Genomic DNA, 17,706 nt, shown 5'->3' with positions numbered 1-17,706 from the left:
GAAGATGCGTGATCTGATCCTTCAACTCAGCAAAAGTTCGATTTATTCAACAAAGTCACATCGATTTAACACGAAACCAACAAAACAGCATTTTGATCTGCGTTATTCACTCAAAACGACTAATTATTTCTGAAATGATCGGTTATTGGTGATCAGTTTCACAGTTAATCCCTTTTCTCTGGATAAAATGACCATGCTTTCAATTACTGAAAGGAAACTGAACATGGAAAACAATAATCGTTTAATGCCCCATATAAGGCGGACAACACATATCATGATGTTTGCCCACCGAAACTGTTTTGACTTTCATCTCTTTAACGCCCGGTAGTCCTTCGACTTCTGGCGCATCTGCTTACAGGTCATCCTGAAATACGCTATTTTACAGGCTGTTGCCTGTGAACACCTGCGCTCATTCCTTGTGATTCAGATTCTCCGCAACCGGGCGGACTGAATTCTACTCAGCAAAAAAGCAATTAACTGATTTCGTATCAGCGGACACGCTTTGCTTTTTTTCCCGGAAATAATCGATTTCTTTATCGCAAGAAGTCGAGGGCCTCATATTGCCTGAAATAAAGAGAAAAAGATGAAAACGTTAAAAATTGCCGTCAGCCGTGCCTGCCCTGAATGCTTTACCACTTCACGCGACATTGTGGATATCAGCGCATCGGATTATATTGATGTGGCAGCCGTAGTCCTGGCCGTCAGCGATATTTTCAATGGCGCCATAGAAGAAATAGAAGCCACGGGATTCGGTATACCGGTGTTTATTGCCACGCATAAAGAAGAAAGGGTTCCGGCTGAATTTCTGTCGCGTATTCACGGTGTTTTTGTGTGCTCTGACACCAGCAATGCGTACTACGGACGCCAGCTTGAAGCGGCTGCGCAGAAGTACGAAACTCAGCTCCGTCCGCCGTTCTTCCGCGCGCTGGTCGATTACGTCCAGCAGGGGAACAGCGCGTTTGACTGCCCCGGGCATCAGGGCGGCCAGTTCTTCCGCCGCCATCCGGCCGGGAATCAGTTTGTCGATTTCTTTGGCGAAACGCTTTTCCGCGCCGATCTGTGCAATGCCGACGTGGCAATGGGCGATCTGCTGATCCACGAAGGCGCGCCATGCATCGCCCAACAGCATGCGGCAAAAGTCTTTAATGCCGATAAAACCTACTTCGTACTGAACGGCACCTCCTCCTCTAACAAGGTGGTGCTCAATGCCCTGCTCACGCCAGGCGATCTGGTGCTGTTCGATCGCAATAACCATAAATCTAATCACCACGGCGCGCTGTTACAGGCAGGAGCGACGCCGGTGTATCTGGAAACGGCGCGCAACCCGTACGGGTTTATCGGCGGGATTGACGCACACTGTTTTGAAGAGCGCTACCTGCGGGAGCTGGTGTCAGAGGTCGCGCCTGGCCGCGCGCGGGATGAACGTCCGTTCCGCCTGGCGGTGATCCAGCTGGGCACCTACGACGGCACCATCTATAACGCCCGTCAGGTGGTGGATAAGATTGGTCACCTGTGCGATTACATTCTGTTTGACTCCGCCTGGGTGGGTTACGAGCAGTTTATCCCGATGATGGCCGACTGCTCGCCGCTGCTGCTGGAGCTGAACGAAAACGATCCGGGCATTCTGGTTACCCAGTCGGTGCATAAGCAGCAGGCGGGTTTCTCGCAAACCTCGCAAATCCATAAGAAGGACAGCCACATCAAAGGCCAGTCGCGCTATGTTCCGCATAAGCGTCTCAACAACGCCTTTATGATGCACGCCTCCACCAGCCCGTTTTATCCGCTGTTTGCCGCCCTGGATATTAACGCCCGCATGCACGAGGGGCAAAGTGGGCGCAACATGTGGATGGACTGCGTGGTGACGGGTATCGAAGCGCGTAAAATGATCCTTCAGAACTGTCAGTTTATTCGCCCGTTTGTGCCGGAGACGGTGGATGGTCGTCCGTGGGAAAGCTGGGATACGGCGGACATTGCCACCGATCTGCGCTTCTTCCATTTCGTGCCGGGCGAACGCTGGCACGCCTTTGAGGGATATGCCGAACACCAGTACTTTATCGACCCGTGCAAACTGCTGCTGACCACGCCGGGCATCAACGCCCGCACCGGTGAGTACGATGATTTCGGCGTGCCCGCCACCATCCTCGCCAACTTCCTGCGTGAAAACGGCATCGTGCCGGAAAAATGCGACCTCAACTCCATTCTTTTCCTGCTCACCCCGGCGGAGGACATGGGTAAATTGCAGCAGCTCGTCGCCCAACTGGTGCGCTTTGAAAAACTGCTCCAGAGCGATGTGCCGCTGAAAGAGGTTCTGCCCTCTCTCTGTAAGCAACATCCGGAACGTTATGCGGATTATACCCTGCGCCAGATCTGCCAGGAGATGCACGATCTCTACGCCCGCCACAACGTGAAACAGTTGCAAAAAGAGATGTTCCGCAAGTCTCACTTCCCGCGCGTCATGATGGATCCGCAGGAGGCGAACTATGCCTATCTGCGCGGTGAGGTTGAACTGGTGTCCCTGCGCGATGCAGAAGGCCGTATCGCCGCGGAAGGTGCGCTGCCTTACCCACCGGGGGTGCTGTGCGTGGTGCCGGGGGAAGTCTGGGGCGGTTCCGTGCTGCGCTATTTTGCCGCGCTGGAAGAGGGGATCAATCTGCTGCCGGGCTTTGCCCCAGAGTTACAGGGGGTTTACGTCGAGGAGTGTGACGGTCGCAAAGAGGTGCGCTGCTATGTCATCAAACAACCTGCCGCTCAGCCATCGCTGCTGAAAGGAGAAAAATTATGAGTAAGGCCAACAAGATGGGCGTGGTGCAACTCACTATTCTCACCATGGTAAATATGATGGGTTCCGGGATCATCATGCTGCCCACCAAGCTCACTGAAGTAGGGACGATTTCGATTATCTCCTGGCTTGTTACCGCCGTGGGTTCGATGGCGCTGGCGTGGGCGTTTGCCAAGTGCGGCATGTTCAGCCGCAAGTCCGGCGGGATGGGGGGCTATGCCGAATATGCGTTCGGTAAGTCCGGTAACTTTATGGCCAACTACACCTACGGCGTGTCGCTGCTGATCGCCAACGTGGCGATTGCCATTTCCGCCGTCGGTTACGGCACGGAGCTGTTTGGCGCGACGCTGACGCCGGTGCAGATTGGGCTGGCGACCATCGGCGTGCTGTGGATCTGCACCGTCGCTAACTTTGGCGGCGCGCGCATTACCGGACAACTCAGCAGCATCACCGTCTGGGGCGTGATCATCCCGGTGGTCGGTCTGTGCATCATCGGCTGGTTCTGGTTCAGCCCGACGCTGTACGCCAACTCCTGGAATCCTCACCACGTGCCGTTCTTCACCGCCGTGGGATCGTCCATCGCCATGACGCTGTGGGCTTTCCTCGGTCTGGAGTCGGCCTGTGCGAATGCGGAAGTGGTGGAAAACCCGGAGAAAAACGTGCCGATCGCGGTACTCGGCGGAACGCTGGGGGCGGCGGTGATCTACATCATCTCGACCAACGTGATTGCGGGGATTGTACCCAATATGGATCTGGCTAACTCCACGGCCCCGTTCGGGCTGGCGTTTGCGCAGATGTTTACGCCGGAAGTCGGGAAAGTGATCATGGGACTGATGGTGATGTCCTGCTGCGGCTCGCTGCTCGGCTGGCAGTTCACCATTGCGCAGGTGTTTAAATCTTCGGCTGACGAAGGCTACTTCCCGAAAATTTTCTCCCGCGTCACCAAAGCGGATGCGCCGGTGCAGGGTATGCTGGCGATTGTGATTTTCCAGAGCGGTTTGTCGCTCATGACCATCAGCCCGTCGCTGAACAGCCAGTTCAACGTGCTGGTCAACCTGGCGGTGGTGACGAACATCATTCCGTACATTCTGTCGATGGCGGCGCTGGTGATCATTCAGAAGGTGGCGAAGGTGGATCCGCGCAAAGCGCGGGCGGCGAATATTGTGGCGTTGATTGGGGCGATTTACAGCTTCTACGCGCTCTACTCCTCCGGTCAGGAGGCGATGCTGTACGGAGCAATGGTGACGTTTATGGGCTGGACGCTGTACGGTCTGGTGTCGCCGAGATTTGAATTGAAGAACAAACATAGCTAAAAAAAAGCCCGGTGGCGCTAACGCTTACCGGGCCTACGAAGTCAATGCAAAACGGCAACCCTGAGGTTGCCGTTTTTAATGTTTTCTCCCTCTCCTCGTGAGAGAGGGCCGGGGTGAGGGCATCAGCCCGCACCAGAACACGACTTATGCGTTTTTGAGCACTTCGCTGACAATCTCTACCGCTTCTTTCTCAATCTGCTGACGGTGCTCAGCGCCGAGGAAACTTTCACAATAGATTTTGTACGCATCTTCCGTACCGGATGGACGCGCGGCGAACCAGCCGTTTTCGGTCATCACCTTCAGGCCGCCGATGGATGCGCCGTTACCCGGTGCTGCCGTCAGACGCGCGGTGATAGGGTCACCTGCCAGGGTGCTGGCGCTGACCATTTCCGGAGAGAGTTTTGACAGAGCAGCTTTTTGCGCAGACGTGGCGCCAGCCTGAATACGGTTATAGCTTGGCGCGCCGAAACGTTCCGCCAGTTCGTTATAATGTTCCTGCGGGTTCTTACCCGTAACTGCGGTAATTTCCGCCGCCAGCAGGCACATGATGATGCCGTCTTTGTCGGTTGACCATGGGGTACCGTCGAAGCGCAGGAACGATGCCCCCGCGCTCTCTTCACCGCCGAAGCCGAAGCTGCCGTCGTGCAGACCGTCAACAAACCATTTGAAGCCCACCGGCACTTCCACCAGCTTGCGACCCAGCGCATCGACCACGCGGTCAATCATGGCGGAAGAAACCAGCGTTTTACCTACAGCCACCTCTTTGCCCCACTGCGGACGGTGCTGGAACAGGTAGTTGATCGCCACTGCCAGGTAGTGGTTCGGGTTCATCAGCCCTGCCGGGGTGACGATGCCGTGGCGGTCGTAGTCCGGGTCGTTGGCAAACGCCAGGTCGAACTTGTCGCGCAGCGCCAGCAGGCCAGCCATTGCGCATTCGGAGGAGCAGTCCATACGGATTGCGCCGTCTTTATCCAGGTGCATAAAGCGGAACGTCTGATCAACGTGATCGTTCACGATGGTCAGATCGAGCTTGTAGTGCTCAGCAATGCGTTTCCAGTATTCGATACCGGAGCCACCCAGTGGATCCACGCCCAGTTTCAGGCCAGCTTTCTGGATCGCGGCCATATCAACGATATCCGCCAGCCCTTCCACAAACGGCTGCACCAGGTCCTGCTCTTTCACATGACCGGAGGCCATGGCTTCATCCAGCGAGATGCGCTTCACGCCGTTCAGACCGTTAGCCAGCAACGCGTTGGCACGATCTTCCACCACTTTCGTGACGTTGGTATCTGCCGGACCACCGTTAGGTGGGTTGTACTTGATGCCGCCATCTTCCGGTGGATTGTGGGACGGGGTGATGACAATACCGTCAGCCTGCGCGCCACCTTTTTTGTTGTGTACCAGAATAGCGTTAGACACCGCAGGCGTTGGCGTGAAACCGTTGTTCTCCTGAACAATCACGTCTACGCCGTTCGCCGCCAGCACTTCCAGTACGGAGATAAAAGCAGGTTCAGACAGGGCGTGGGTATCTTTCCCTACATAGCACGGACCGGTGACGCCATTTTTGGCGCGCTCTTCCGCGATGGCCTGAGCAATGGCCAGAATGTGCGGTTCGTTAAAGCTATGGCGCGCCGCGCTGCCGCGGTGGCCAGATGTACCAAACTTCACTGCGTGTTCTGCGTTGCCCACGACCGGTTTCAGCACGTAGTACTGCGCGGTCAGTTGAGCGACGTTAATCAAATCGCGTTGTTGTGCAGGTTGTCCTGCACGGCTGTGATTTGCCATTGCCTGGTCCTTCTGATGCAAGGGTTAAATTGTACCGCAAACCTTTTCGATCAATTCCGCCGGGAACTGCATGGATTGCATGATATGTTCGATCATGCTGCACTTGCGGCCCGTATTGGTGTTGGTGATCACCCAGTATGGCGTACCGGGAACATGTTTGGGTTTGGTTTGGTTGCCATTTTGCAACAGGGTCTGCTCGTCGCCTGCAAAGTAAACGCGCGTGCGACCGTGCAGCGACTCTGTCGCTTCAGCAAATGCTTTGTGATCCAGAGAGTAAAGTGTAGACAGCACCAGCATAAAGCGGTTAACCGCCTTTTTCTGCTCTGCATATTCATCGGACAGCAGCAGCTCGCGCATCGCGCGCACTTTGTCTTTTGCCGGCATGACGGCAGGTTTTACTTGTGCAACAACGCTCGGCTGAGACACGACATCTTTAGTGACAGGAGTGGGCTGTGAGGCGGCGGAAATTTTAAGCATGCGCCGTAAAATGTCAGACGCGCTCTCCCCAATATGCCGCGTCTGGCTGGCAATATACTGATAGAGTTCGTCATCAACTTCGATTGTTTTCATCTTAATCCAGTGCGATATCTTATCTGAATACAAGTCGTTGAGATTATAAGGTCAAATCCCAACAGCGGATAGCGTCAAACCAGGTTGGCGGCAAAAGTCGGATTAAACTGGATCCTTGCCCCCGGGCGGCAGAATGGTCAACATGATACCCTAACCTGACAAACCTAAAAAAAGAACTTTGCCATGAAATTGAATACCCGAGCGCAAACTGCACAATCGCCGAACAATAATTCTCCCATCGTACTGGTTCACGGCCTGTTTGGTAGCCTGGATAACCTGGGCGTGCTGGCGCGCGATTTAGTGACCGATCACGAGATCCTCCAGGTTGATATGCGCAATCACGGACTTTCCGGGCGCTCGGAGGAGATGACCTACGCCGCCATGGCGCAGGATCTGCGTGACACCCTCGATGCGAACGATATCCAGAAAGCGACGTTCATCGGGCATTCAATGGGCGGCAAAGCGGTGATGGCGCTCACTGCGCTGGCCCCTGAGCGGATCTCCGGGCTGGTGGTCATTGACGTGGCCCCCGTCAATTACGACGTTCGTCGTCACGATGAGATTTTCGCTGCAATCAACGCCGTGACGGCGTCAGGCGTCTCCACACGCCAGCAAGCGGCTACCGTTATGCGCGAACATCTCGATGAAGAAGGCGTGGTGCAGTTCCTGCTGAAATCGTTTGTTGACGGACAATGGCGCTTTAACGTCCCGGTGCTCTGGGATCAGTATTCGCATATTGTGGGTTGGGAAACCGTGCCCGCCTGGCCACACCCTACCCTCTTTATTCGCGGCGGCAACTCCCCTTACGTTACTGACGCGTACCGAGACACGCTGCTGGCACAGTTCCCGCAGGCCCGTGCTCACGCCATTGCCGGTGCCGGGCACTGGGTACACGCGGAAAAACCGGATGCCGTCCTGCGCGCCATTCGCCGCTATCTTACTGATACTGCGAATTGATTAAAAAGCCAGCGACCGGAAGCCGACGGGCTTCCAGTCGTTGGCGTGTGGATTTGGGTAATGTATGATGGCGCGCTTATCGCCCGGGCATTAGCAGGGCGGCGTGTTTCCCCCGAAGTCTCAGAATCATGGCCAAAGAACAAACGGACCGTACGACACTAGATCTGTTCGCGAATGAGCGTCGACCGGGACGACCGAAAACGAATCCGCTTTCGCGCGATGAACAGCTGCGTATCAATAAACGCAACCAGCTTAAACGCGATAAAAATCGTGGACTTAAGCGTGTCGAACTGAAGCTGAATGCCGATGCCGTCGATGCGCTTAACGAGTTAGCTGACGCGCGCAACATCAGCCGCAGCGAACTGATCGAAGAGATGCTGATCGCCCAGCTTGAGACGTTACGCGGCAAGGCGTGAGTCAGAAAATCCCCAATATTACCTTTTTCATGTAGCACAGAGTGCAGTCCTGCGTGATAGCTGTTTCCGCAGGGTTGCCTGTTCTGCTATTATTGCCCTTATCCGTGGACAATTTGCGCCACCATACCATTAAGTTTCAAGAGGTTATTTTACTCATGGCAATCATCGGCATTTTCTTTGGCAGTGATACCGGCAATACTGAAAATATCGCAAAAAACATTCAAAAACAGCTCGGTAAAGACGTTGCTGATGTGCATGACATCGCCAAGAGCAGCAAAGAAGATCTCGAGGGCTATGACATCCTGCTGCTGGGCATCCCGACCTGGTACTACGGTGAAGCACAGTGTGACTGGGACGATTTCTTCCCAACGCTGGAAGAAGTAGACTTCAACGGCAAGCTGGTTGCCCTGTTCGGTTGTGGCGATCAGGAAGACTATGCAGAGTATTTCTGTGATGCGCTGGGCACCATTCGCGACATCATTGAGCCACGCGGTGCGGCGATCGTCGGTCACTGGCCAACAGCCGGTTACCACTTCGAAGCGTCCAAAGGGCTGGCCGATGACGATCACTTCGTTGGCCTGGCCATTGATGAAGACCGTCAGCCAGAGCTGACCGCTGAGCGTGTTGAAAAATGGGTTAAGCAGGTTCGTGAAGAGCTGAACCTGGACGATATCCTTAACGCCTGATTTCCCTGCGGCGCAACTCCGGTTGCGCCCGTTTCCAGGTAAAACCGATTAAATTAATTGCTACAAACTTTTAACTTTTTTGTCCAGACCTGTACAATATCCCCCTGGTAAAAAGTGGGTGCCATCGAACAAGTTTGTTGGTGATACCACGTTTTTATAAGCATACTTTGCTTGAGACTTGCAGTTTTCATTTAGCCATGGCAGTTCTATAATGAGACGCATTATCCCAAGTGCATTTTCTGTCACTTCTTCTTTTGAAGTGAATCGTTTAGCAACAGGACAGATTCCGCATGACTGACAACAATACCGCATTAAAGAAAGCTGGCCTGAAAGTAACGCTTCCTCGGTTAAAAATCCTTGAAGTGCTTCAGGGGCCAGACAATCACCATGTCAGTGCGGAAGACCTTTATAAGCGTCTTATCGATATGGGTGAAGAGATTGGGCTGGCAACCGTCTATCGTGTGCTGAACCAGTTTGATGACGCGGGCATTGTTACTCGTCATAATTTCGAAGGCGGTAAATCCGTGTTCGAACTGACTCAGCAGCACCACCACGATCACCTGATCTGCCTCGACTGTGGCAAGGTCATTGAATTCAGCGATGATTCCATTGAATCACGCCAGCGTGAAATCGCCGCCCGTCATGGCATCCGCCTGACCAACCACAGCCTGTACCTGTACGGTCACTGCGCTGAAGGTGATTGCCGTGAAAATGAACATGCGCACGACGCAAAATAAGCGAGTGTACATACTCTGAGCCAGCCGTAAGGTTGGCTTTTTTTTTGCCTTTTTTGGGCAATAAAAAGCCCGGTAGCGCAGCGCCACCGGGCGTGAAAATAACTTATTTGTTGTTATTGCGTATCTCGTCCCAGATCTTATCGCAACGCTTCGCCACTTCCTGATCGTTACCGGTTTTACGCGCCTGAATACAGGCCTGGTAATCCATCACGCGAACGCTTTCCTGCGTCGCAAACTGCTCATGCGCTTTCTCTTTTTTCAGCACATTCAGCACGCTCTGGCAGGCTTCAATCTTCTCTGGCGATCCTTGTGCTGTATTGATGCAGGCGCTATACGCCTCCTTCAGACGGGAGTCTTCTTTCTGCGCCTGATCCTGCGCACACGCCACCAGCCCCGATGCCAGCAGCGCAACGATTACCCATTTTTTCATCATGTGCAGTCTCCATGCTGGCGGGACTTCACCCGCCAGCGTGTTCATCAGAAGATTGTGAATGGCGCAATGACCATGAATTTCACGTCACGCTCATCCTGGAAGATGTTGTTATATCCCCCGCCGTAGCTTGGCAGATCGGAGTGGTTGTCATACTGAGTGAAATGCAGCTTGAACATGGTTCCCTTGGCACGGCCATCCTGGAGGACATAGGCAGCATCCAGGCTATAGGCAGACTCTTTCAGGCGCTGGCTCTGATCGTAGATCGGCGCGCTGCTTGGTTTAGCATCCCAACCGTAAGCGTAGGACGCCCCAACGGACCATCCTGCAAGGTTCCAGTTTTTGAGGTCGTACATCGCGCCGAAGAACACCGCCTTTTCACCATTGGCGTTGAAATCAGAACGGTTATCCCACCAGATATCTAAACGTCCGTTTGATGAAGCGTAGGTTGGCGTCATGCGTTGCAGGAAGAAGCCCTGATTACCGTCAGCCTTAACCCATGTACCCTCAAGGCGCAGATCCACCTGGCCGATCTTATAGCCAAACGTTAAGGCTTGCAGCCAGGCAGTACCGTCATATAAGTCGTTGGCCAGCGCGACCTCATCATTAGTCCTTAAGTTATTTTGCGCATCGGCTTTGTCACGTGCGCCATAGAACTGATAGCTGGTAGAGAGTGGGCTGCCAGCGATATCGAATTTATACGATGCTTTAGCAAAGTACTGATCCATGTAGCCTTCAGCCTGACCAAACGCTGCTTCCAGGACAAAGTCATTTTTAAAGTCGTATTTCAAACCCAAAGAGTGGAGATAATCCACTTTGGTTTTACGATCGCCCTGGTAGAACTTGTCCATCTCAATGTGCCACGGTGCTTTGTACTCGTTGGTCCACATATAGGAGAAGCTCAACGCGCCCGCATCGCCGTAGTCAAAGTTAGCCCCGGCTTCCGCGCCCTGGTAGGTACCCGGCATAAAGCTCCAGTGCGGCGCTAACAGCGTTTGACCGGTTGGCTGAATATAGCCCCCACGTGCCCACACCGGGCCGTATTTGAATTTTGCAGCCGCTTTATACAGGCTGATACCGCTTTTATCACCGGACCAGTCTTCGTCATAGGCTTTATTGCTGGAGGAGAACGCAATTTCGTTCGGGTGGCCGCTGTCGCCGTTTTCAGCCATTTCGATTGCCGTGAATGCCGCAATATCCAGACCAAACATATCGGCGGCATAGCCTGACTGGAAATCCAGGTTGGCGTTCCAGGTGGAGTGAGAAAGGTTAGTTTTGTATTTATCTTCCGCAACGTCTTTACGGTCACGCTCACGCTGCCAGTAATAAACACCGCCCGTGAGGGTAGAATCTTCAATGAAACCTGCTGCTTTTGCCTCTGGTGCAACCACCAGGCCCGACATTGCTGTCACACCGGCGATAGCCAGCGCCAGCGCACTACGTTTGCCACTGAACGTACGCATAGATTATTCCTCTTTCACGAATTAAAACGCCTTAAACGGCGAAAAACAGAAAAGACCAAAAGGTCAGGGGTAGTCAGAAATACCCTCGAATTAACTACCGTCTTTAGGTTATTTTTCGCGACGCGAATTATCAATGCTTTTCCGTGGGCAAAAGTCAGGATTATGACGAAGTGCACATAATTCGTAGTACTTTGTAACATTTAGAGGAGAGCGAGGATTGGCGTGGAAATATCAGAAATTTCATCGGGTCGCGCAGGTATTTGCTGTTTATTTTTCATCCTCTTTATATTTCGTAAAAATACAAACTTTTTTTAGAAAAATAAGTAGCACTACATTGACCTGATATTTTAGCGGCTTATCTTTAAGCCCTGGCTTAATACCATGATCATTAAATAAAAAAAACGCCGCAATAAGCGGCGTTTGTTTCTCCTTGACCAGAGCAGCGTTATTATTCGCCGATTTTAGTCCATGTATCACGCAGACCGACGGTACGGTTAAATACCGGTTTTTCTGCCGTGCTGTAACGGCTGTCCAGGCAGAAGTAGCCTTCACGTTCGAACTGGAACGCTTTGCCCGCTTCAGCGGCTTTCAGAGACGGCTCGGCATAACCCTGCTTGATAATCAGCGACTCAGGGTTGATAACCGCCAGGAGGTCTTCCGCAGCACCTGGGTTAGGCACGCTGAACAGACGATCGTAAAGACGGATCTCAACCGGCAGCGCATGCTGTGCGCTCACCCAGTGGATTACACCTTTCACTTTACGACCATCAGCCGGATCTTTGCTCAGCGTCTCTGCGTCGTACGTACAGAAGATGGTCGTGATGTTACCTTCCGCATCTTTCTCTACGCGCTCGGCTTTGATCACATAGGCGTTACGCAGACGCACTTCTTTACCCAGCACCAGACGCTTGTACTGCTTGTTGGCTTCTTCGCGGAAGTCAGCACGGTCGATCCAGATTTCACCGCTGAACGGCACGTCGCGGGTGCCCATTTCCGGTTTGTTCGGATGGTTAGGCATGGAGACCAGTTCGCTTTCGCCCTGCGGGTAGTTTTCGATAACCAGCTTAACCGGATCGATCACGGCCATCGCGCGCGGCGCGTTTTCGTTCAGGTCTTCACGAATGCAGGATTCCAGAGACGCCATTTCGATGGTGTTGTCCTGCTTGGTGACGCCAATACGTTTGCAGAATTCACGAATGGACGCAGAAGTATAACCACGACGACGCAGGCCAGAGATGGTCGGCATACGCGGGTCGTCCCAGCCTTCGACGTGCTTGTCGGTCACCAGCAGGTTCAGCTTACGCTTGGACATGACGGTGTATTCCAGGTTCAGACGAGAGAACTCGTACTGGCGCGGATGCACAGGAATGGTGATGTTATCCAGCACCCAGTCATACAGACGACGGTTGTCCTGGAACTCCAGCGTACACAGCGAGTGCGTAATGCCTTCCAGCGCATCGCTGATGCAGTGGGTGAAGTCGTACATCGGATAGATGCACCACTTGTTACCGGTCTGGTGGTGTTCCGCGAACTTAATGCGGTACAGCACCGGATCGCGCATCACGATGAACGGAGACGCCATATCGATTTTGGCGCGCAGACACGCTTTGCCTTCTTCAAAGCCACCAGCACGCATTTTTTCAAACAGCGCCAGGTTCTCTTCCACGCTGCGGTCGCGGAACGGGCTGTTTTTGCCAGGCTGAGTCAGCGTACCGCGGTATTCACGGATTTCGTCAGCAGACAGTTCGTCGACGTACGCCAGACCTTTGTTGATCAGTTCAACCGCATAGGCATACAGCTGATCGAAATAGTCAGAGGAGTAGCAGATATCGCCAGACCAGTTAAAGCCCAGCCATTGCACGTCGTTTTTAATCGACTCAACGTATTCGATGTCTTCTTTTACTGGGTTGGTGTCATCGAAACGCAGGTTGCACTGCCCCTGGTAGTCTTGCGCAATACCAAAGTTCAGGCAGATCGATTTGGCGTGACCAATGTGCAGGTAGCCATTTGGCTCCGGCGGGAAACGCGTGTGGACTGTGGTGTGCTTACCACTGGCCAGATCTTCATCGATGATCTGACGAATAAAGTTACTCGGGCGGGCTTCTGCCTCACTCATCGTGGATTCCTCAAAGCGTAAACAACGTATAACGGCATATGATCTTATAACCCGGACGTAGTGACAACCCTTAAAACGTCCCGGAAGAAAATAATGGGGGCAAATGCTGCAAAAAAAAGCGGCGGAGGATATCCCCCGCCGCTTAAGGCATGACTCTACTCAGGAGCGATTACTTGCCTTTAATCTCATACAGTGGCGTCTGGCCTGCAACCACCTGACCCTGCGCCTGGATCACCAGACCGCTGAAGTCGTCGATGTTGCTGCACACGACCGGACTAATCATGGAGCGCGCATTGGCATTGAGGTAATCCAGATCCATCTCCAGAATCGGCTGACCTGCCACCACTTCGGCACCCTCTTCCACCAGGCGAGTAAAGCCCTGACCGTTCAGCGCAACGGTATCGATACCCATATGGACAACGATCTCCGCGCCTTTTTCGGTTTCGAGGCAGAACGCGTGGTTAGTATTGAAGATTTTCACGATAGTACCAGCTGCCGGAGAGACCACGGTTTTGTCCGTTGGTTTCACCGCCACGCCGTCACCGACCGCTTTGCTGGCGAACGCTTCGTCAGGCACCTGCTCAAGCGCAACAACGTCACCTGTCACCGGAGAGACCAGCGCAGCGATGGTCACCGCATTTGGCACCGCCTGCGGTTTTGCAACCGGCGCGTCAGCTACTGGCGCGCTGTCCGTTGAGGCGGCAGCAACCGGCCCACGGGCAACCACTTTTTTCATTTCATCGCCGATCGATTCGGCTTTCGCACCCACGATAACCTGGATGGTTTGCTTGTTCAGTTTCACCACACCCGACGCGCCCAGGCGTTTACACATTGCATCACTCACGCGTGCAGAGTCACCTACGGTCAGACGCAGACGGGTAATACAGGCATCAATCGCTTTCAGGTTGTCAGTACCGCCTACAGCGGCAATGTAGCTGGTTGCCAGCTGGGTTAAACCTTCTTCGGTATTGCTGTTTGCTTCACTGGTCACCACATCGTCTTTCGTATCTTCGCGGCCCGGCGTTTTCAGGTTAAACATACGAATAACCGCGCTGAACAGGACGAAGTAGATAACGAAGAATACCAGGCCCATCACCACCAGCATCCAGACGTTGCTGCTTGCCGCTGGCAGGTTGTACATCAACACATAGTCGATAGCGCCTGCGGAGAAGGAGAAGCCAGCATGGATACCCAGAAGGGTGGCGACGAACAGGCTGATACCAGTCAGGATCGCGTGCATCAGATACAGCAGCGGAGCCAGGAACATGAACAGGAATTCCAGTGGCTCGGTCACGCCGGTCAGGAAAGCGGTGATCGCAACGGACAGCAGCATCCCGCCAACCATTGGGCGACGCGCTTTCGGCGCAGCCAGGTACATTGCCAGCGCAGCGCCAGGCAGACCAAACATCATGATTGGGAAGAAGCCAGACATGAACATGCCCGCGGTGCCGTCGCCTGCGTAGAAGCGGTTGATATCACCGTGGAACACCGCGCCAGCCGCGTTGCTGAACTCACCAATCTGGAACCACGCGATGGTGTTCAGTACCTGATGCAGACCGGTTGGGATCAGCAGACGGTTAATGAAACCGAAGATGCCCGCACCCATTGCACCCGCAGACACGATCCACTCGCCGCCCGCATGGATAGCATGCTGCACCGGTGGCCACACGTAGCCAAAGATGGCTGCGAGGATCAGACAGAAAAAGCCCGTCGCAATCGGCACAAAACGTTTACCGCCGAAGAAGCTCAGGAAGTCAGGCAGTTTGATACCCGCCCAACGGTTGTACACGGCACCACCGACCAGACCGGTAATGATACCTGCCAGCACACCCATGTTGATTTCAGGGTTGATGGTTACCATCGCTTTCGTGAGGATGAAGTAACCGACAGCCCCTGCCAGTGCCGCGGCACCAGCGCTGTCTTTTGACCAGCTTGACGCCACACCGATGGCGAAAATCAGGGCCAGGTTGTCAAAAATTGCGCCGCCTGCCTGGGCAATAAACGGCACGTTAAGAAGATCGGGTTGCCCGAATCGCAGCAGCAATGCTGCAACCGGTAGCACGGCGATAGGGAGCTGCAAAGCCCTACCGAGGCGCTGGAAAAAACCTAAAATATTCATCCTATTCCCCCTACGAGACCCATTGTTAAGACTCGCGCATAAACTATGTTTTTATTGTGTCACGAACGATAGATACAGTTGATGATTCACTGGCAGTGTGAGTGTGTGAAAAATTAATTCGTATCGCAAATTAAACACCTATTTTTTGTGATTATTGTCACCAAATATCGTATTAAACCCTCCCTTTCGCTGGCTAACGACGAAAACTTATTTTATCATTCAAAAAATCAAGACGGATTGATCCGGCCTGAAAGGTTCCAGGTTACGCTTAGTTCAGGTTGCACTAATCATCCGCCCACTTTTACTTAAACTTTAGAGGTGAATAATGAGACTGATTCCCCTGGCAACAGCTGAACAAGTCGGAAAATGGGCTGCACGTCATATCGTTAACCGCATCAACGCGTTCAAACCAACAGCCGATCGTCCTTTCGTTCTCGGTCTTCCAACCGGCGGTACACCCCTGACCGCGTATAAAGCTCTGGTTGAAATGCACAAAGCGGGCCAGGTTAGCTTCAAACACGTTGTAACCTTCAACATGGACGAATATGTCGGCCTGCCAAAGGAACATCCGGAAAGTTACCACAGTTTTATGCACCGCAACTTCTTCGATCACGTTGATATTCCGGCGGAAAACATTAATCTGCTGAATGGAAACGCGCCTGATATTGACGCAGAATGCCGTCAGTATGAAGAAAAAATCCGTTCCTACGGTAAAATCCACCTGTTTATGGGCGGCGTGGGCAACGACGGTCACATCGCGTTCAACGAACCGGCATCGTCACTGGCTTCCCGCACCCGTATTAAAACGTTGACCCATGACACGCGTGTGGCTAACTCCCGCTTCTTTGACGGCGACGTCAATCAGGTACCTAAATACGCCCTGACCGTGGGCGTGGGCACGCTGCTGGATGCCGAAGAGGTGATGATTCTGGTGCTGGGCGCGGTGAAAGCGCAAGCGCTTCAGGCTGCCGTTGAAGGCAACGTGAACCATATGTGGACGATCAGCTGCTTACAGTTGCATCCAAAAGCGGTTGTCGTGTGTGACGAACCGTCCACCATGGAGCTGAAAGTGAAAACGCTGAAATACTTCAACGAGCTGGAAGCTGAGAACATTAAAGGTCTGTAATTGAATAACCGCCTCTTTTATCCGGGGCGGTCGCTTTTTTTAACCGGGGGTCGATATGTACGCTTTAACCCACGGTCGGATTTATACCGGCCATGAAATTCTGGATGACCATGCGATCGTTATCGCCAATGGCCTGATTGAACGTGTTTGCCCGCTGGCGGAACTGCCGCCGGAGATCGAACAGCGTTCCCTCAATGGAGCAGTAATCTCCCCCGGTTTCATCGACGTACAGCTCAACGGCTGTGGCGGTGTCCAGTTTAACGATACCGCAGAGGCGGTAACGGTTGAAACGCTGGAAATCATGCAAAGAGCCAACGAGAAATCGGGCTGCACCAGCTATCTGCCAACGCTGATTACCAGCAGCGATGACCTGATGAAACAGGGTATCCGCGTGATGCGCGACTACCTGGCAAAACACCCGAATCAGGCGCTGGGTTTGCACCTGGAAGGACCATGGCTGAACATGGTCAAGAAAGGCACCCATAACCCGAATTACGTGCGTAAACCCGATGCCGAGCTGGTGGATTACCTGTGCGCCAATGCCGATGTGATCACCAAAGTGACGCTGGCACCGGAAATGAGCGGCACGGACGTGATCAGCAAGCTGGCTGCCGCCGGGATTGTGGTGTCTGCGGGTCATTCGAACGCGACGCTGAAAGAGGCGAAAGCTGGCTTCCGCGCGGGCATCACGTTTGCCACGCACCTCTATAACGCAATGCCGTATATTACCGGCCGCGAACCGGGGCTGGTCGGCGCAATTCTGGATGAGCCGGACGTCTACTGCGGCATTATCGCTGACGGCCTGCATGTCGATTACACCAATATCCGCAACGCCAAGCGCCTTAAGGGCGACAAGCTCTGCCTGGTCACGGATGCCACCGCTCCGGCAGGGGCGAATATTGACCAGTTCATTTTTGCTGGTAAAACAATATACTACCGGAATGGACTGTGTGTGGATGAGAACGGCACGCTGAGTGGCTCCTCTTTGACCATGATTGAAGGGGTGCGTAACCTGGTTGAACATTGTGGGATTGCACTTGATGAAGTCCTGCGTATGGCCACGCTTTATCCGGCGCGCGCCATTGGCGTCGATAAACAGCTCGGCGGTATTGCGCCAGGTATGGTTGCAAACCTGACGGCGTTCACACACGATTATAAAATTATTAAGACCATCGTTAATGGTAACGAGGTCGTCACTGAGTAAGTAAA

15 protein-coding genes are annotated in these 17,706 nt (G+C 53.4%); 9 read left to right on the top strand and 6 right to left on the bottom strand.

Features of this window, described 5'->3' with window-relative positions; translation table 11 throughout:
* The first annotated feature begins 223 nt into the window (after window positions 1–223).
* The 3 genes from speFL to potE all read left to right on the top strand — a co-directional run bounded on the left by speFL (window position 224) and on the right by potE (window position 4,092).
* A complete protein-coding gene (speFL, locus tag ACOTX7_RS03285; RefSeq protein WP_003858645.1) occupies window positions 224–328 on the top strand; it encodes a leader peptide SpeFL in 105 nt (34 codons plus the stop codon).
* 255 nt (window positions 329–583) lie between these two features.
* The gene (gene speF, locus ACOTX7_RS03280; RefSeq protein WP_221257084.1) at window positions 584–2,782 is read left to right on the top strand and encodes an ornithine decarboxylase SpeF; all 2,199 of its coding nucleotides are present in this window, start codon (window positions 584–586) and stop codon (window positions 2,780–2,782) included.
* The gene (gene potE / locus ACOTX7_RS03275; RefSeq protein WP_221257083.1) at window positions 2,779–4,092 is read left to right on the top strand and encodes a putrescine-ornithine antiporter; all 1,314 of its coding nucleotides are present in this window, start codon (window positions 2,779–2,781) and stop codon (window positions 4,090–4,092) included. The genes speF and potE overlap by 4 nt, the downstream gene beginning before the upstream one ends.
* A 144-nt stretch (window positions 4,093–4,236) precedes the next feature.
* Here potE and pgm read toward each other — a convergent pair whose 3' ends face one another.
* Together pgm and seqA are read right to left on the bottom strand one after the other, a co-directional pair.
* Window positions 4,237–5,877, bottom strand: coding sequence for a phosphoglucomutase (alpha-D-glucose-1,6-bisphosphate-dependent) (gene pgm, locus ACOTX7_RS03270; protein WP_003858649.1), 1,641 nt, complete (start codon window positions 5,875–5,877; stop codon window positions 4,237–4,239).
* A 24-nt stretch (window positions 5,878–5,901) separates the two neighbouring features.
* Window positions 5,902–6,447: a replication initiation negative regulator SeqA gene (gene seqA, locus ACOTX7_RS03265; RefSeq protein ID WP_205921241.1), complete on the bottom strand. Its 546-nt coding sequence runs from the start codon at window positions 6,445–6,447 to the stop codon at window positions 5,902–5,904.
* Window positions 6,448–6,630: 183 nt separating this feature from the next.
* Here seqA and ybfF point away from each other — a divergent pair, with 183 nt between their 5' ends.
* The 4 genes from ybfF (at window position 6,631) to fur (ending at window position 9,243) form a co-directional block, all read left to right on the top strand.
* Window positions 6,631–7,404: an esterase gene (ybfF, locus tag ACOTX7_RS03260; RefSeq protein WP_221257082.1), complete on the top strand. Its 774-nt coding sequence runs from the start codon at window positions 6,631–6,633 to the stop codon at window positions 7,402–7,404.
* 128 nt (window positions 7,405–7,532) lie between these two features.
* On the top strand, window positions 7,533–7,820 hold the full coding sequence (gene ybfE / locus ACOTX7_RS03255) for a LexA regulated protein (RefSeq protein WP_003858652.1): 288 nt from the start codon (window positions 7,533–7,535) through the stop codon (window positions 7,818–7,820).
* A gap of 155 nt (window positions 7,821–7,975) precedes the next feature.
* Window positions 7,976–8,506, top strand: coding sequence for a flavodoxin FldA (gene fldA / locus ACOTX7_RS03250; protein ID WP_003858653.1), 531 nt, complete (start codon window positions 7,976–7,978; stop codon window positions 8,504–8,506).
* A gap of 290 nt (window positions 8,507–8,796) precedes the next feature.
* Window positions 8,797–9,243 carry a ferric iron uptake transcriptional regulator gene (fur, locus tag ACOTX7_RS03245; RefSeq protein ID WP_003858655.1) on the top strand — a complete coding sequence of 149 codons (447 nt, stop codon included), beginning with the start codon at window positions 8,797–8,799 and terminating at the stop codon, window positions 9,241–9,243.
* Window positions 9,244–9,346: 103 nt separating this feature from the next.
* Here fur and chiQ read toward each other — a convergent pair whose 3' ends face one another.
* The 4 genes from chiQ to nagE form a co-directional block, all read right to left on the bottom strand.
* Window positions 9,347–9,673, bottom strand: a complete 327-nt coding sequence (gene chiQ, locus ACOTX7_RS03240) for a ChiQ/YbfN family lipoprotein (protein ID WP_032673754.1) — start codon at window positions 9,671–9,673, stop codon at window positions 9,347–9,349.
* A 47-nt stretch (window positions 9,674–9,720) separates the two neighbouring features.
* Entirely contained in the window at window positions 9,721–11,136 is a 1,416-nt protein-coding gene (chiP, locus tag ACOTX7_RS03235; protein WP_221813066.1) for a chitoporin ChiP, read from the bottom strand.
* 448 nt (window positions 11,137–11,584) lie between these two features.
* Complete coding sequence (glnS, locus tag ACOTX7_RS03230; protein WP_221257081.1) at window positions 11,585–13,252, bottom strand: glutamine--tRNA ligase; 1,668 nt, start codon at window positions 13,250–13,252, stop codon at window positions 11,585–11,587.
* A 169-nt stretch (window positions 13,253–13,421) separates the two neighbouring features.
* Window positions 13,422–15,371, bottom strand: a complete 1,950-nt coding sequence (nagE, locus tag ACOTX7_RS03225) for a PTS N-acetyl glucosamine transporter subunit IIABC (RefSeq protein ID WP_221257080.1) — start codon at window positions 15,369–15,371, stop codon at window positions 13,422–13,424.
* Between the two features lie 325 nt (window positions 15,372–15,696).
* Between nagE and nagB the strand changes: the two genes are divergently transcribed.
* Complete coding sequence (gene nagB, locus ACOTX7_RS03220; RefSeq protein ID WP_003858663.1) at window positions 15,697–16,497, top strand: glucosamine-6-phosphate deaminase; 801 nt, start codon at window positions 15,697–15,699, stop codon at window positions 16,495–16,497.
* A 55-nt stretch (window positions 16,498–16,552) separates the two neighbouring features.
* Window positions 16,553–17,701: an N-acetylglucosamine-6-phosphate deacetylase gene (gene nagA, locus ACOTX7_RS03215; protein ID WP_221257079.1), complete on the top strand. Its 1,149-nt coding sequence runs from the start codon at window positions 16,553–16,555 to the stop codon at window positions 17,699–17,701.
* Window positions 17,702–17,706: the final 5 nt, after the last annotated feature.

Origin of the sequence: Enterobacter cloacae complex sp. IR5418 (assembly GCF_049238105.1) — a bacterium.
Lineage (GTDB): Bacteria > Pseudomonadota > Gammaproteobacteria > Enterobacterales > Enterobacteriaceae > Enterobacter > Enterobacter hormaechei.
This window is presented reverse-complemented; position numbering and strand designations above follow the sequence as displayed.